Here is a 14,821-nt window from a genome sequence, read left to right on the forward strand (position 1 = left end):
AAGGGGGTGGGGGTGGGCGTCAGCCCTCGACGGTGATGCCCATCGAGCGGGCGGTGCCCGCGATGATCTTGGCGGCGGCCTGCACGTCGTTGGCGTTCAGGTCCTCCATCTTGGTCTGGGCGATCTCCTCGCACTGGGCCTGGGTCAGCGTGCCGACCTTGGCCGTGTGCGGGGTGGCGGAGCCCTTGGCGACGCCGGCGGCCTTCTTGATGAGCTCGGCGGCCGGCGGGGTCTTGGTCACGAAGGTGAACGAGCGGTCCTCGTACACGGTGATCTCGACCGGGACCACGTTGCCGCGCTGCGACTCGGTGGCGGCGTTGTACGCCTTGCAGAACTCCATGATGTTCACGCCGTGCTGGCCCAGGGCGGGGCCGATGGGCGGGGCCGGGTTGGCGGCGCCGGCCTGGATCTGAAGCTTGATCAGACCGGTGACCTTCTTCTTGGGAGCCATGAGTGGATCCTTCTCTCACTGGGGGACCCTCGGCGCAGGAGCGCACCGGGGGCGGTGGCCGCCGTGGCGCGGCGGCCGGTGCCGCGTCCGGGCCGGCAGGCGGCCGGCCCGGTGCGGAAGCGTCGGGTGTCCTCAGATGGCCTTGGTCACCTGGTTGAAGGACAGCGTCACGGGGGTCTCGCGCTCGAAGATCGAGACGAGCACCACGAGCTGCTGGGCCTCCGGCTTGATCTCGGAGATCGTGGCCGGGAGGGTCTCGAACGGGCCGTCGTTGACGGTGACCGACTCGCCGACCTCGAAGTCCACGTGGATCGCGGGGGCGGCGGGCGCACCGGACTCGGCCGCGGCGGGGACGGCCAGACCGGCCTTCTCGGCGGCGCGGGCGGCCTCCTGGATCACGGACGGGGCGAGCATGTCGTACACCTCGTCCAGGCTGAGCGGCTGCGGGTGGTGGGCGTCGTTGCCCACGAAGCCCGTGACGCCCGGGGTGTGCCGCACGACGCCCCACGAGGCGTCGTCGAGGTCCATGCGGACGAGCACGTAGCCCGGGATGCGCACGCGCGAGACGATCTTGCGCGTGGTGTTCTTGATCTCCACGACCTCCTCCATGGGGACCTCGATCTCGTAGATCGAGTCCTCCATGTCCTGGGTCAGGATGCGGGCCTCGAGGTTCGTCTTCACGCGCTTCTCGTAGCCGGCGTAGGTGTGGACGACGTACCAGTCGCCGGGCTGGCGGCGCAGGCGGGTGCGCAGCTCCTCGGCGGGGTCCACGGCGGGCTCGTCGTCGGACTGCTCCTCGACGGGGGTCGGTGCGTCCTCGCCCTCGGCGACGGCCAGGTCGGCCTCCTGCACGGTGGCCTCGGCGGTCTCGTCACCGCTGCCGGCGACCTCGTCCAGGGCGTCCTCGACGGGCGTGCCGGCGTCCTGCGCGGTCTCGGCGGTCTCCTCGGCCACGGCGTCCTCCGACATCGGGACGGACTCCTCGGCGGGCTGACGATCCAGTTCCTGCTCGGACACGGTTCCTGCTTTCTGCTGACGGACGGCGGGCCCTGCCGTCGGGGAGGGCCCTCACGGGCGTGCGGGGGACGCGTCCTGCGACGTCGGGACCGTCCGCGCCGGGCTCAGAGGCCGCCGGCGCCGAACAGGAGACCCGCCACGGTGCCGAACACCCAGTCCAGCCCCATGACCAGCAGGATCATGAACGCCACGAAGGCGAGCACCACTCCGGTCGTGCGCAGCAGCTCCTCGCTCGTGGGGGTGACGACCTTGCGGAGCTCGTCCACCACCTGGCGCAGGAACAGCGCGATCCGCGCGAACAGCCCGCGACGCTGCCTGCTCGGCGTGGGGGCGGGCCCCCCGCCGTTCGCCGCCATCTCAGTCACGTGGCCTCACTCGTCGGATCGCCGAATCGCTTTCTACACGTCCGATGCCGAGCACGAGGCCCGGCATCGAGCAGGGCAGACAGGACTCGAACCTGCAACCTGCGGTTTTGGAGACCGCTGCGCTACCAATTGCGCCACTACCCTTCGGACCGACGGAGCCGGCCGAACCCTCGCGGGATCGACCGTGATCGCGGTACCGGAGATCCAGGATACGCCATCGGGCGGCGGGAGTCGAACGGGCCCCGGGCAGTCAGTACCCTGGCAGGACGGAGCCCCGCTCCGCCCCGCCCTCCCCGTCGAGCTCGAAGAAGGTCCCCATGGCCGCGCCCGCCCGCCGCGTCTCCGCCCGTCTGTCCGCCATCGCGCCCTCCGCCACCCTCGCCGTCGACGCCCGCGCCAAGGAGCTCAAGGCCGCCGGGCGCCCGGTGATCGGCTTCGGCGCCGGCGAGCCCGACTTCCCCACCCCGGACTACATCGTGGAGGCCGCCGTCGCCGCGGCCCGGGACCCGAAGAACCACCGCTACTCCCCCGCCGCCGGCCTGCCCGAGCTGCGCGAGGCGATCGCGGCCAAGACGCTGCGCGACTCCGGCGTGTCCCTCGAGGCCGCCCAGGTGCTCGTGACCAACGGCGGGAAGCAGGCCGTGTACAACGCCTTCGCCGCCCTGCTGGACCCGCAGGACGAGGTGCTCGTCCCCGCCCCCTACTGGACCACCTACCCGGAGGCGATCCGCCTGGCCGGCGGCGTGCCGGTCGAGGTGTTCGCCGGCCCCGAGCAGGGCTACAAGGTCACCGTGGACCAGCTCGACGAGGCCGTCACGGACCGCACCAAGGTGCTCCTGTTCGTCTCCCCCTCCAACCCCACCGGCGCCGTGTACTCCCCCGAGGAGACGGCGGCGATCGGCCGGTGGGCACGGGAGCGGGGGCTGTGGGTGGTCACCGACGAGATCTACGAGCACCTGACCTACGACGGCATGCCGTTCACCTCGATCGTCCGCGCCGTGCCCGAGCTGGCGGAGCAGTCCGTGATCCTCAACGGCGTCGCCAAGACCTACGCCATGACGGGCTGGCGCGTCGGGTGGATGGCCGGCCCGCTGGACGTGGTCAAGGCCGCCACGAACCTGCAGTCCCACGCCACCTCGAACGTGGCCAACGTGTCGCAGCGGGCCGCGCTGGCCGCCATCGCCGGCCCGTTGGACGCCGTGGCGGAGATGAAGACGGCGTTCGACCGCCGGCGCCGGGCCATGGTCGAAGCCATGGACGCCGTGCCGGGCTTCCACTGCCCCACCCCGCAGGGCGCGTTCTACGCGTACGTGGACGTGCGGGAGGCGCTCGCGAAGACCTACCGCGGCGGCGTCACCCCCGCGACGTCGGCCGAGCTGGCCGCCTTCATCCTCGACGAGGCGGAGGTCGCCGTGGTCCCGGGCGAGGCGTTCGGCCCGTCCGGCTATCTGCGACTGTCCTACGCGCTGGGCGATGCGGACCTCGCCGAGGGCGTCGAGCGCATCCGCGCCCTGCTCAGCGCCTGAGCCGCACACCCCACCCCTGAGCCCCGCGACGCCGCGTGCCGCGGGGCTCAGGCGTATCCGCGGCGCGCGGCCCAGCGGGTCAGCTCGTGGCGGTTGGAGAGCTGGAGCTTGCGCAGCACGGAGGACACGTGGGTCTCGACCGTGCGGTCCGAGATGAACAGCTCCGCCCCGGCCTCCCGGTAGGTGTAGCCGCGGGCGATCAGCCGCATGACCTCCCGCTCCCGTGCCGAGAGCCGGTCGAGGTCCTCGTCGGGGGCCGCAGCCCCGCTCGTCGCCGCGGCGGGGACGAGCGGGGGCGCGGGCGCCGTGCCGCGGAAGGCGTCGAGGACGAACCCGGCCAGCCGGGACGAGAACACCGCGTCGCCGTCGGCCACGCGGACCGCCGCGTCCGCCACCTCCGCGCCGGAGGCCGTCTTGGTGATGTAGCCGCGGGCCCCCGCACGGATCACGGCGACGACGTCCTCGGCCGCGTCCGAGACGGACAGGGCCAGGAACCGCTGCGCGGGTCGGCGCGCGAGGACACGCTCGGCCACCTCCGCTCCCCCGCCGCCGGCCCCGCCGGGCAGGTGCACGTCCAGCAGCACCACATCCGGCGCCAGGTCCAGCACGGCGCGGACGGCCTCGTCCACGTCCCCGGCCTCGCCGAGAATGGCCAGTCGGTCCGGGTCCAGGTCGGCGCGCAGGCCGGAGCGGAAGATCGCGTGGTCGTCCACGATGACGGCCGTGCGCGGGGCGGGGTCGGTCATGGGTGCTCCTGTCCGGTGCGCGCTCGCGCACCCTCGGGCTCGGCCAGCGTCAGGTGGACCTCGGTGCCGCCCGGGCCGGACCGGATGCGGGCGGTCCCGCCGGCACGGCCCATGCGGCCGAGGATCGACTCCCGCACGCCGAGCCGGTCGGCCGGGACCGTGGGCAGGTCGAAGCCGGGGCCGCGGTCCCGGACGAACACCTCCGCGACGGTGCGGCCGCGGTCGTCCTCACCGGCCTCCGCGAAGACCTGCGCGTCGCCGGCGTGCCGGGCCGCGTTCTGCATGGCCTCGCGTGCCGCGGCCGCGAGCGGCTCGAGCCACGCCCCCGCGGCCCGCCCCACGGCCACGACCTCCACCCGGGCCCCGTGGGCGTCCTCGACGGCGGCGGCGTGCTGGTCGAGCGCCTCCGCCAGGGAGTGCGGGCCGCCGCGGGAGTCCAGGGCGAGGAACTGACGCAGCTCACGCTCCTGGGCGCGGGCCACCCGGGCCACCACGTCCGCGTCCTGGGCGCGCCGCTGGATGAGGGCGAGGGACTGCAGCACCGAGTCGTGCAGGTGCGCCGCGATCTCGGCGCGCTGGGCCTGCACCGCGAACGCGGTCCGCTCCGCGTCGCGTCGGCGCAGCCAGGCCAGGGCGTAGGGCATGGCCACCAGCGCCGCGCCGGCGAGCATCGCGACGGCGGCCAGCAGAGCCCGCCACAGCTCGCCCGAGCTCACGGCGCCCAGGACGATGGCCAGCACCGCCAGCAGCACGAGGGCCGTGCCGAGCACGAGGCGGACCAGTCGTCCGCTCCGCCCGGCCCGGGGCCCGCCCGCCAGGTCGAGCTGCATCCAGGCCAGGCCGAGGCCGATCACGAGGACGGCCACCGGGCCCACGAGCGCCCAGTCGACGGTGAGGCCGAGGCCGTCCGCGACGGTCAGCACGCCCACGCCGAGCACCACGGCGGCCAGCAGCACCGGCCAGCCGCCCTCGCGCACCCGCTCGAGCACCTCGGGGGCGCGACCACGCAGGGTGGGGGCGTCGGCGGCGGGGGCGCCGTCCGGACCCTCCTCCGGCATGAGCAGCCAGAGCCACACGTACAGGGCCAGGCCCGCGCCGCCCAGCAGGCTCAGCAGCGCCAGGGCCGCGCGGACGCGGCCGGCGGGCATCCCGAGGTGCCGGGCGAGCCCCGCGGCGACGCCGGACACCGGACGGTCGGCCCCGTGCCGCATCAACGGCGGACGCGGGGCCGGCGCGGGCGCGGACGGGGTGGGCATGCCCCCATCCTGCCGTGTCGGACGGGGCGGCACATCCGGGGAGGATTCCGGGAGTTCCCGGATGGGCGGGGGCCGCAGGCGGACGAGGATGGAGACATGACGAGCACACACGACCCGTTCACCGGCCCCGGCCCCCACGTCGCCCCCGACGGAGCCGCCTCGGGCGAGACCGGCCCCGACGGACTGGACGCCCTGCCGGGCTGGCTGCGCCGCGCCGTCCTGAGCTGGGGCGTGCGCCGCTCGCCGGCCTCGTGGGTCGGCGGGGTGCTCGGCGGGGTGGCCGAGCGCTACCGCATCGACCCGCTGCTCGCCCGCGGCGTGTTCGTCGCCGTGTGCATGGTCTCCGCGGGCCTGGGCCTGCTGGCCTACGCGGCCGCCTGGGCCGTGCTCCCCGACGCCGACGGACGCGTGCAGTTCGGCCGCCTGCGCCGCAGGGAGTGGCAGGACGCCACCGTGGCCATCGGCGTGATCGGGGCGATCGGCGCCCTCAACCTGCTGCTCGGCGCCGGGTTCACCCTCATCGCCCCGGCCGTGGGCGGCCCCGGCTCCCTCCTGGGCCTGGGCGCGCTGGCCGTGCTCGTCTGGTGGCTCGTGACCCGCTGGGACGGCCGGGCGCAGGCCCGCGTGGCCCCGGGCCGGGCCCCCGACGCCGACCAGCCCAGCCACGCCGTGCCGCGCCCGGCCTGGTACGTCGGCGGAGGTCCGCGCGAGCGGGCGGCCGAGGTCACCGACCCGCACGGCTTCCACCCCGAATGGATCGACCCCGCGACCGGCACCTGGCGCGACCACGTCCACTCCCGCGAGCGGCGAGCCGCGGCGCGCCTGGCCGAGGAGGCCCCCCGGGCAGCCACCGCCCCGACCGGCTCGGGGTCCGCAGCCACGGCCGCGAAGCCGCGCCTCGGGCCGATCGCGCAGGCCGCCACCTACGCCGGGGCCGTCCTCGCCGCGCTCGCCGCCCTCGGGATCAGCCTGCTGCTCGGTGTCGGTCCGACCCCCACGCTGCTGGCGGTGCCGATGCTCGTGGCCGCGCTCGCGGTGATCGCCCCCGTCCTGCTGGGCGCTCTGCTCAGCGGCCGTCGTCCCGGCACCCTCGGCCCGGCGAGCGGCATCCTCGTGGGTGCGACGGCCCTCCAGGTCGCCGTCCTCGTGGCCCTCGGCTGACCCGCCGCCCGTCGCCCGTCCCCTGACGCGACGCGGCGGGCACGCCTAGGGTGGTGCCGACCCCCACGAGAACGCCCGAGAGGACCCCCATGCGCGTCGGAATGCTCACCTCCGGAGGCGACTGCCCCGGCCTCAACGCCGTCATCCGCTCCGCCGTCCTGCACGGCATCAAGTCGTACGACATGGAGATGGTGGGCATCCGCAACGGGTGGTCCGGCCTGATCGAGAAGGACGTCGAGGACCTGCCCCGCTCCCGCGTGCGCGGCCTGGCCCGCACCGGCGGCACCATCCTCGGCACCTCCCGCACGCACCCCTACAACGCGGAGGGCGGCGGCCCGGAGAACATGCTCCGCAACCTGCGCGAGCTGGACATCGACGCCGTCATCGCGATCGGCGGCGAGGGCACCCTGGCCGGCGCGAACCGCCTGGCCGCGGACGGGCTGCCGATCGTGGGCGTGCCCAAGACGATCGACAACGACCTGCAGGGCACCGACTACACGTTCGGCTTCGACACGGCCGTGCAGATCGCCACGGACGCCATGGACCGGCTGCGCACCACGGGCGAGTCCCACCACCGCTGCATGGTCGCCGAGGTCATGGGCCGCCACGTCGGCTGGATCGCCCTGCACTCGGGCATGGCCGCCGGCGCCCACGCGATCCTCATCCCCGAGGTCCGCACCCCGATGTCCCAGGTCGCCGAGTGGGTGCAGCAGGTCCACGACCGCGGTCGCTCCCCGCTGGTCGTGGTGGCGGAGGGCTTCGTCCCCGAGGGCCACGACGATCCGCTGGCCGAGGCCGGGGTCGAGGCGTCCGGCCGGCCGCGTCTGGGCGGCATCGGCGAGTGGGTGACCCGCGAGATCGAGGAGATGACGGGCATCGAGACGCGCAGCACCATCCTGGGCCACATCCAGCGCGGCGGCGCCCCCACCGCCACGGACCGCGTGCTCTCCACGCGCTTCGGCATGGGCGCCGTCGACCTCGTCGCCCAGCGCCGCTGGGGACAGATGGTGGCGGCCAACGGCACGGAGATCATCTCCATCCCCATGAGCGCCGCCCTCAAGGGCCTCAAGAAGGTGCCGGTCTCGCGCTACGACGAGGCGAAGATCCTGTTCGGCCGGTGAGACCCGACCACCCCGCCGTCGGCGTGCTGGCCCTCGGGCTGGCGCGTCGGCTCGGCCTGCCCGACACCGCGCTCCTGCCCGGCGACGCCCCGGCGGCGGGCGCCGAGCCGCGCCGCATCGAGGTGGCCCGGCAGGGCGTCGCCGAGGCGGAGGTGCTGGCCCTGCCCTGGGCCACCGTCGTGGCGGGGCCGGCGTGGTTCACGCGTGCCTGCCGCGGCGTGCCCGCCGAGGCGCTGGGCGTGGAGTCGGCCCTGCTGCGGACGGCGGTGCGCGCCGCCGCCGGGGAGGCCGTGCGCTCCCGCGGCGAGTTCACGCTCTACGCCGCCGAGGAACCGCCGCCGGTCGACCCCTCGCGCACCGTCAACGTGTCCGACGACCCCGCCCACGTCCACGCCGTGGTCGCGCAGGCCCCCGCAGACGACGTGGCCGAGGCGGGTGTCCCCTCCTGGGAGTCCTCGGTCGCGCTCGTTCCCGACGACGGCGCGGGACGGGCGATCGAAGCCGCGGTGGCGGCGGCGGGGCATCGCGTGACGGGCGGCGTGCTGGCCTCGCTGGGCACCCTCACCCCACCGCGGCTGCGCGGTCGTGGGCTCGGCCGCTACGCGGTGGCCGTGGCGATGGACCGGGCGGCGCTGGAGGGGCTGCTGCCGTTCGCCGAGGTGCCGGCGGGCCACACGGCCGCGCACCACGTGGCGATCGCCGTCGGGCTGGAGGCGGCGGGCACGCGGACCGTCCTCGCGCTGGACTGAGCCGGCGAGTCGGTCAGCGCAGGCGGCCCACGCCGCGCGGTCGGCCGACGACCTGCCCGGCGTCCGGGGACACGAGCGGCTCCTGGCTCGCGGCGATCCAGCCGCCCTCGGCGGCACCGTCCTCGCCGGGAGCGTCCTCGCGGACCAGCAGCTCGGCGTCCACGGGCACCGTGCGCTTGAGCAGCGCCAGGGCGACGGCGCCCGCCTCATGGTGCTGGGCCGCGGCGGTGACCGTCCCCACCGGACGGGCGGCGGCGCGGGCCTCGGGCGTGTCCTCGGCCGGCCGGAGGATCACGGGGGCACCGTGCTCGGGGAGCGCGTGGACGGAGCCGTCCAGGAGCAGGCGGGTGAGGCGGCGGGGCGGGCGGCCCAGGTTGTGCACGCGCGCCACGGTCTCCTGACCGCGGTAGCAGCCCTTCTCGAGGTGCACGGCGGTGCGCAGCAGGTCCAGCTCGTGCGGGATCGCGCGGTCGTCCACGTCGAGGGCCCGGCGGGGGCGGCCGGCCTCGATGCGCAGCGCCTCGGCCGCCGTCGTGCCCGCCAGGGACCAGCCCGCGAGCACGCCCGTGCCGAGCGCGCGGACGGTGGCCTCGAGGTCGGCCCGGGTGACGAGGTACTCGCGCCAGGACCAGTCCGCACCCGGGTGGGTCGCCGGATCCGGATCGGCCGTGTAGGCCCAGCCGCCCGCCCCGACGCGCGGCCACGGGTCCAGCCACACGGTGCGGTCCTCCCAGCCGGGCACGGGCGCGGTGGCGCCCACGACGGCGACCGCCCCGGTGTGGTCCCGCAGCGTGACGTCGTGGGAGAAGCGCATCGAGGTGAGCCACGCGGCGAGGCCCGGGCCGTCCTCGCGGTCCGTGACGAGCCAGGCCGCGGCGCCGTCCTCGAGCAGGTGGGCGGCGTGCTCGATCCGCCCCTGCACGTCGAGGAAGAGGATCTCGGTGCTCGTGCCGGGGGGCAGCGTCTCGACGTGCTGCGTGCCGAGCGTGTGCAGCCAGCTCAGCCGGTCCGGGCCGGACACGGAGAGCACGGCCCGGTGGGAGAGGTCCACCAGGGCGCGGCCCCGGGCGAGGGCGCGCTGCTCGGGCAGGGGGCGACCGTAGTGCGCGGCGACGCCGGCGTCCGGGCCGAGGCCCTCGACGACGCCGCCGGCCGGCCCCTGCGGCTCGGCCACGGCCAGGTCCAACAGCGGGCTGCGGGAGGCTGTCACGACTGCTCCCCGCGAGCCCCGCGAGGACGCTCGGCCCCCGGGGCGAGCCGACCCTCGGCCGCGCTCGGCATGCGGTCCAGGATGGCGGAGGCGTGCGCCTCGAGCTCGGCGCCCGCGGCGTCCGCGACGTCCCAGCGCCAGAACAGCTGCCCGTTCACGAGACCGGCCATGCGGGTGGCCCGGTGGTACGGGCCGGCGGCGGAGCCACTCAGGACCGCGTCCGTGGCCAGCTGCAGCTGCGGGCCCTTGATGCGGCCGTAGTACAGCTCGGACAGCGAGCCCGGATGCGTGATGGTGGCGGTCAGGCCGAAGCCCTCGTCGCCGGCGCGCAGCCGCTCGACGTCCTCGGCGGAGCGGAACGCGGGGACGATGTCCGCCGGGCGCATGCCGGGGCCGACGTCGCCGTCGCGCCGCGCCCGGTCCACCTGCCAGAAGCCGGACTCCACGGTCAGCGAACGCAGCAGCGTGCCGTCCGCCTCGCACAGCCACGACTCCGCGCGGTACTCGACGAACGGCAGACCATGCTCGGTGAAGTCCACCCGCTGGTAGAAGATCTCGGTGCCGGCGGAGCCGTCGCCGAGGCGGCCCTGGCCCTCCCAGCTGCCGATGAGCCAGGACAGGGGCGCGAGCTCGGGGGTGAGGTCGTACGGGAGTTCAGTCGCCATGGCAGATCACGGCGCGGCCCGACAGCGGGCCGCGCGTCCTCAGCGCTGGCCCTTGAAGAGGCCGCTGATGACGACCGCGGCGACGGCGGCCATGCCCAGGCCGGCCAGGACCACGAGGGCCAGGAAGAAGATCTCGAGCGCAAGAAGGGTATCCATGCGGGACATCCTACCGAGCGGGCCCGACCTGTCAGGCCAGGAAGCCCACCATGACGTGCGCCACGACGCCGGCCGCGCCCACGGGCGCCAACGCGAGGGCATAGCCCGCCCGGCGCGGGCGCAGGGTGGTGCCCACCGGCCGGTCCTCGGGCCGGGGTCGCGACGACGGCGCCGTGGCGGCGGTCAGGGACACGAGCACGGCCACCGCGAGCGCCGCGGCCGTGACGGCCGGCCGGTCCCGGGTGCCCACGCCGGCCAGCGCCGAGACGGGCCACGCGAGCACCGTGCCGAGGGGGATGACGACGAGCGCCAGGACCCCCGGCCGGCCCTGCATCCACGGGGTGAGGCCGACGAGGCAGACCGCGGCCACCGTGACCGCCAGCGTGATGACCAGCCCGGCGACCGCGGGGGTGTCGGTCCAACGTGAGACGGCCACCCAGCACGCCGTCACGACGGCCATGAACGCCCCGCCCATCGTGGCGACGGTGGACTCGAGGCGCAGCGGCCGGCCGGTCCCGCGCACCAGCTGGACGACGAACGAGGCCATGGTGCTCCAGGCGACGACGACGGCGAGCGGCTCGAAGAGCGTCCAGGCCCCGCTGCGCCCGTCCTCGAGCGGCGGCCACAGCAGCATGAGCAGCACCGCGACGGCCCCGGCGACGGCCAGGGTGACGCTGAGCGAGAGGCGCGCGGGCGCCCCCATCTGCCGCGGCCAGCCCCAGGCGATGACCAGGATCACGACGGCGGCGGCGAGGGCGGCGGGGACCGGGCCCAGCAGCGCGGCACCGCCCAGGACGAGGGCGGCGACGGCCGCACTCAGGGCCATGGACAAGCGCATCACCTGCCCCATCCTGCCAGGTGCGCACCGGCTCGGCCCTGGGCGGGCGACGGCGGGGCGCACCTCGCGGGCCACCGTCCTCCTTCCGTAGGGTGGCCGGCATGGCCGAACACCCCACCCCCACGACCTCCGACGCTGACGGCATGCCGCGCGTCGTCACCCCGCGCCCGGAGGAGGCGAGCGCCGTCCTGGACCTGGCCGACCGCGCCGGGGCGGCGGACGGTCATCCCCCGCTGTCGGACCAGACGCGCGTGCTGCTCGCCCGCGGCGGGCAGCTCTGGTGGGGGGCCACCCGGGGCCCGGACGGCGCGATCGACGGGGCGGCCGTGCTCGTGCCCGAGGGCGCGGCGGCGGTGCTCGAGCTCGTCGTCGACCCGGCCGCACGCCGCACCGGCCGGGGGTCGGCCCTGGCCGAGGCCGCGGCCGCCGCGGTCCGGGACCTGGCGCGGGAGGAGACCACGAGCGTCTGGGCCCACGGCATGCTCCCGGGGGCGGTCCGGCTCGCCCGGCGGCACGGCCTCGAGCCCGTCCGCGAGCTGCGCCGGATGCGCCTGTCGCACGCGGCGCTCGCGGCCCTGCCGGAGGTGCGGCTCGCCGACGGGGTGGCCCTGCGCGGCTTCGTCCCCGGCCAGGACGAGCAGGCCTGGCTGGACGTGAACGCCGCCGCCTTCGCGGACCACCCCGAACAGGGCAGCCTGACCCGCGCCGACCTCGACGACCGCATGGCGGAGGACTGGTTCGACGCCGACGGCCTCCTGCTCGCCGCCCGCGAGGCGGACGGGCGGCTGCTCGGCTTCCACTGGACGAAGGTGGAGCCGGATGCCGGAGCCGACGGCCCGCGCGTCGGGGAGGTGTACGCCGTGGGCGTCTCCCCCGACGCCCAGGGCCTCGGCCTCGGTCGGGCCCTGACGCTGGCGGGGCTGCACCGGATGGCGGAACAGGGAGTCGACGTCGTGGACCTGTACGTGGACGCGGACAACACGGCCGCCGTCGCGCTCTACGCGTCCCTCGGCTTCGAGCTGTTCGCCGCCGACGCCCAGTACCGCCGCCCCTGAGACCCTCGGGCGGGGGCCGGCCGGGCACATCCCGGCGGCCTCGTATCCTGGTGAGGCCGGCCCCCGTGGGGTCGGCCACGCCCCGTGCCCTGCCCCAGCAGTCGTCGCGGCCGCCGCACCCCGAGAGGAACCCGCCCCATGCCCTCGTCCCACGCCGACCGCGTCGCCCGCTGGTCCACGGAGGACCGCGCCTCGGAAGGCCCCCGCGCCGAGGTGCTGGCCGCCGGCATGCTGCCGTGGCGCCGCGTGCCCGGCGGCCTCGAGGTGATGGTGATCCACCGGCCCCGCTACGACGACTGGTCGTGGCCCAAGGGCAAGCTCGATCCGGGTGAGACGCTGCCGGAGTGCGCGGTCCGCGAGCTGCGCGAGGAGGTCGGCCTGGAGCTGCGGCCGGGCATCCCGCTGTGCGTGACCGCGTACGAGGTGCCCGGCAAGCGGGGCGTACGTCAGAGCAAGGAGGTCTGGTACTGGGCCGCCGAGGTCGACGGCCAGCGCGCCCTCCCCGACGGCGACGAGGTGGACGAGGTCCGCTGGGTCGGGCCGGACGAGGCCCGGCGGCTGCTGACGAACGACTCGGATCACGAACCGCTCGACCTGCTGCTGCGTGCCGCCTCCCGGGGGCGCCTGCGGACCGTGCCGCTGCTGGTGCTGCGCCACGCCAAGGCCAAGCCCCGCTCCTCGTGGTCCCGCGCCGAGCAGGAGCGCCCGCTGGCGGCGACGGGCCGGCGGCAGGCGCTCGCCGTCGAGGGCCTCGTGTCGGCCTGGCGGCCGGAGCGGCTGGTCTCCTCCCCGTGGCGCCGCTGCGTGGAGACGCTGGCCCCGCTCGTGAAGTCCAGCCGGCTGCCGCTGAAGACCAAGGGCGCGTTCACGGAGACCACGGCCCGGGAGAAGCCCAAGAAGACCCGCAAGGTGATGGCCGAGCTCATGGGCCGCTCCCGGCCGCTGGTCGTGTGCACGCACCGGCCGGTGCTGCCGACCCTGTTCGAGGTGGTCGAGGACGCGGCCGCCGGCCAGGCGGACCGCGTGCTGCGGGCCCTGCCGACCGAGGATCCGTGGCTGCGGCCCGGCGCTGTGCTGGTGGCGCACCGCGCGCTCGACCTCGACGGCGACGTGGTGGCCGTCGAGGTCTACGACCCCTGGGACGACTGAGCCGCCCGCGCCGGCCTCGGCCCGCACGACCGGGCCACCGTTGAGCGGGCCCGCCCCCGGCCCTAGGCTCGGGTCATGGAGAACACCGCCGCCCAGAGCCAGCCCGAGAAGATCGTCCACGAGCGCCTCACGGTGACCCGGGACCCGGACCGTCAGCGCTTCGAGCTGCGCCAGGACGGGACCTTCATCGGGTTCCTCGGCTACGACCAGGAGACCGTGCGCGGCGCGGACGGCGAGGACACCGTGGTCCTGCGCCTGCAGCACACCATCATCGACGAGCAGTTTGGCCGCCGCGGTTATGCCCGCGCCCTCGTGACCATGGTCCTGGACCGGCTGCGCGCGGAGGGTGACCGGATCGTGCCCGAGTGCTCCTACGTGGAGGACTACCTGCGCCGCTACCCCGAGTACCAGGACATGGTCTTCCACGGCTGACCGGGGGCGGGGCCCTGCCCTGCCGGTACCCGCCTCCGCCGGGCCGTCGACGACGCTCAGCGCGTCCGCTCGGATCGCTAGAGTGGACCGGGTGAGCATCCCCACCCCCTACGAGGACCTCCTCGCCGACGTGATGGCCCACGGGGCCGTCAAGACGGACCGGACCGGCACGGGCACGCGCAGCGTGTTCGGCCGCCAGCTGCGCTTCGACCTGGCCGAGTCCTTCCCGCTGATCACGACCAAGCGCGTGCACTTCAAGTCGGTCGCGCTCGAGCTGCTGTGGTTCCTGCGCGGGGACTCGAACGTGCGGTGGCTCCAGGAGCGCGGCGTGCGGATCTGGAACGAGTGGGCGGACGAGGACGGCGAGCTCGGCCCCGTCTACGGCGTGCAGTGGCGCTCGTGGCCCACCCCGGACGGGGGCCACATCGACCAGATCGCCAAGGTCGTGGAGCAGATCCGGACGAACCCCGACTCGCGCCGGCACATCGTCACCGCGTGGAACCCCGCCGAGGTGGACGAGATGGCGTTGCCGCCGTGCCACGCGCTGTTCCAGTTCTACGTCTCCCCCGGTCAGGACGGCGCCCCCGGGCGGCTCTCATGCCAGCTCTACCAGCGCTCGGCGGACCTGTTCCTCGGCGTGCCGTTCAACATCGCCTCGTACGCGCTGCTCACGGTGATGGTCGCGCAGCAGACCGGGTTGACGCCCGGCGAGTTCGTGTGGACCGGCGGGGACGTGCACATCTACGCGAACCACGAGGAGCAGGTGCGCGAGCAGCTCTCCCGCGAGCCGTACCCGTACCCGCGGCTGCGGCTGCGGCGCACCCCCGCGTCGATCTTCGACTACGACTACGACGACTTCGAGGTCCTCGACTACCGTCACCACCCCACCATCACGGCGCCGATCGCCGTCTGAGCCGAGGATGC

At 75.4% G+C, this 14,821-nt stretch carries 16 protein-coding genes and 1 tRNA gene; 8 read left to right on the plus strand and 9 right to left on the minus strand.

Annotation, left to right across the window (positions count from 1 at the left end):
* Positions 1–19: 19 nt before the first annotated feature.
* From rplK to O3T09_RS02180, 4 genes are all read right to left on the minus strand, one after another.
* Entirely contained in the window at positions 20–451 is a 432-nt protein-coding gene (rplK, locus tag O3T09_RS02165) for a 50S ribosomal protein L11 (RefSeq protein WP_010080374.1), read from the minus strand.
* Between the two features lie 132 nt (positions 452–583).
* The gene (gene nusG, locus O3T09_RS02170) at positions 584–1,468 is read right to left on the minus strand and encodes a transcription termination/antitermination protein NusG (RefSeq protein WP_036317744.1); all 885 of its coding nucleotides are present in this window, start codon (positions 1,466–1,468) and stop codon (positions 584–586) included.
* Positions 1,469–1,572: 104 nt separating this feature from the next.
* Positions 1,573–1,824 carry a preprotein translocase subunit SecE gene (gene secE, locus O3T09_RS02175; RefSeq protein ID WP_036317743.1) on the minus strand — a complete coding sequence of 84 codons (252 nt, stop codon included), beginning with the start codon at positions 1,822–1,824 and terminating at the stop codon, positions 1,573–1,575.
* Positions 1,825–1,904: 80 nt separating this feature from the next.
* Positions 1,905–1,977 (minus strand) — tRNA-Trp (locus O3T09_RS02180).
* Positions 1,978–2,150: 173 nt separating this feature from the next.
* On the opposite strand from O3T09_RS02180, the gene O3T09_RS02185 reads away from it, so the two are divergent.
* Positions 2,151–3,359: a pyridoxal phosphate-dependent aminotransferase gene (locus O3T09_RS02185; RefSeq protein ID WP_070709277.1), complete on the plus strand. Its 1,209-nt coding sequence runs from the start codon at positions 2,151–2,153 to the stop codon at positions 3,357–3,359.
* Positions 3,360–3,406: 47 nt separating this feature from the next.
* On the opposite strand, the gene O3T09_RS02190 is transcribed toward O3T09_RS02185, so the two are convergent.
* Together O3T09_RS02190 and O3T09_RS02195 are read right to left on the minus strand one after the other, a co-directional pair.
* Positions 3,407–4,105 (minus strand): LuxR C-terminal-related transcriptional regulator, encoded by a 699-nt coding sequence (locus O3T09_RS02190; RefSeq protein WP_269295308.1) that lies wholly within the window; start codon positions 4,103–4,105, stop codon positions 3,407–3,409.
* Positions 4,102–5,361, minus strand: coding sequence for an ATP-binding protein (locus tag O3T09_RS02195; RefSeq protein WP_102708515.1), 1,260 nt, complete (start codon positions 5,359–5,361; stop codon positions 4,102–4,104). Before O3T09_RS02195 ends, O3T09_RS02190 begins: the two co-directional genes overlap by 4 nt.
* A 96-nt stretch (positions 5,362–5,457) precedes the next feature.
* Between O3T09_RS02195 and O3T09_RS02200 the strand changes: the two genes are divergently transcribed.
* The 3 genes from O3T09_RS02200 to O3T09_RS02210 all read left to right on the plus strand — a co-directional run bounded on the left by O3T09_RS02200 (position 5,458) and on the right by O3T09_RS02210 (position 8,392).
* Positions 5,458–6,522, plus strand: coding sequence for a PspC domain-containing protein (locus O3T09_RS02200; protein WP_102708516.1), 1,065 nt, complete (start codon positions 5,458–5,460; stop codon positions 6,520–6,522).
* Positions 6,523–6,611: 89 nt separating this feature from the next.
* Complete coding sequence (locus tag O3T09_RS02205) at positions 6,612–7,643, plus strand: 6-phosphofructokinase (RefSeq protein ID WP_036317733.1); 1,032 nt, start codon at positions 6,612–6,614, stop codon at positions 7,641–7,643.
* Positions 7,640–8,392 carry a hypothetical protein gene (locus O3T09_RS02210; RefSeq protein ID WP_102708517.1) on the plus strand — a complete coding sequence of 251 codons (753 nt, stop codon included), beginning with the start codon at positions 7,640–7,642 and terminating at the stop codon, positions 8,390–8,392. The genes O3T09_RS02205 and O3T09_RS02210 overlap by 4 nt, the downstream gene beginning before the upstream one ends.
* A 13-nt stretch (positions 8,393–8,405) precedes the next feature.
* Here O3T09_RS02210 and ygfZ read toward each other — a convergent pair whose 3' ends face one another.
* From ygfZ to O3T09_RS02225, 3 genes are all read right to left on the minus strand, one after another.
* On the minus strand, positions 8,406–9,602 hold the full coding sequence (gene ygfZ / locus O3T09_RS02215; protein WP_269295309.1) for a CAF17-like 4Fe-4S cluster assembly/insertion protein YgfZ: 1,197 nt from the start codon (positions 9,600–9,602) through the stop codon (positions 8,406–8,408).
* A complete protein-coding gene (locus O3T09_RS02220) occupies positions 9,599–10,267 on the minus strand; it encodes an FABP family protein (RefSeq protein WP_269295310.1) in 669 nt (222 codons plus the stop codon). The genes ygfZ and O3T09_RS02220 overlap by 4 nt, the downstream gene beginning before the upstream one ends.
* 187 nt (positions 10,268–10,454) lie before the next feature.
* Positions 10,455–11,261 (minus strand): hypothetical protein, encoded by an 807-nt coding sequence (locus tag O3T09_RS02225; protein ID WP_228070389.1) that lies wholly within the window; start codon positions 11,259–11,261, stop codon positions 10,455–10,457.
* Between the two features lie 101 nt (positions 11,262–11,362).
* Here O3T09_RS02225 and mshD point away from each other — a divergent pair, with 101 nt between their 5' ends.
* From mshD to O3T09_RS02245, 4 genes are all read left to right on the plus strand, one after another.
* Positions 11,363–12,316, plus strand: coding sequence for a mycothiol synthase (mshD, locus tag O3T09_RS02230; RefSeq protein ID WP_135019256.1), 954 nt, complete (start codon positions 11,363–11,365; stop codon positions 12,314–12,316).
* A 138-nt stretch (positions 12,317–12,454) separates the two neighbouring features.
* On the plus strand, positions 12,455–13,465 hold the full coding sequence (locus tag O3T09_RS02235) for an NUDIX hydrolase (RefSeq protein WP_113913807.1): 1,011 nt from the start codon (positions 12,455–12,457) through the stop codon (positions 13,463–13,465).
* Between the two features lie 75 nt (positions 13,466–13,540).
* Complete coding sequence (locus tag O3T09_RS02240; RefSeq protein ID WP_041103569.1) at positions 13,541–13,897, plus strand: GNAT family N-acetyltransferase; 357 nt, start codon at positions 13,541–13,543, stop codon at positions 13,895–13,897.
* Positions 13,898–13,979: 82 nt separating this feature from the next.
* Positions 13,980–14,810: a thymidylate synthase gene (locus tag O3T09_RS02245; RefSeq protein WP_036317717.1), complete on the plus strand. Its 831-nt coding sequence runs from the start codon at positions 13,980–13,982 to the stop codon at positions 14,808–14,810.
* Positions 14,811–14,821: the final 11 nt, after the last annotated feature.

The sequence above is a fragment of the Micrococcus sp. H39-S4 genome (assembly GCF_027158145.1).
Taxonomy (GTDB): Bacteria; Actinomycetota; Actinomycetes; order Actinomycetales; family Micrococcaceae; genus Micrococcus; species Micrococcus luteus.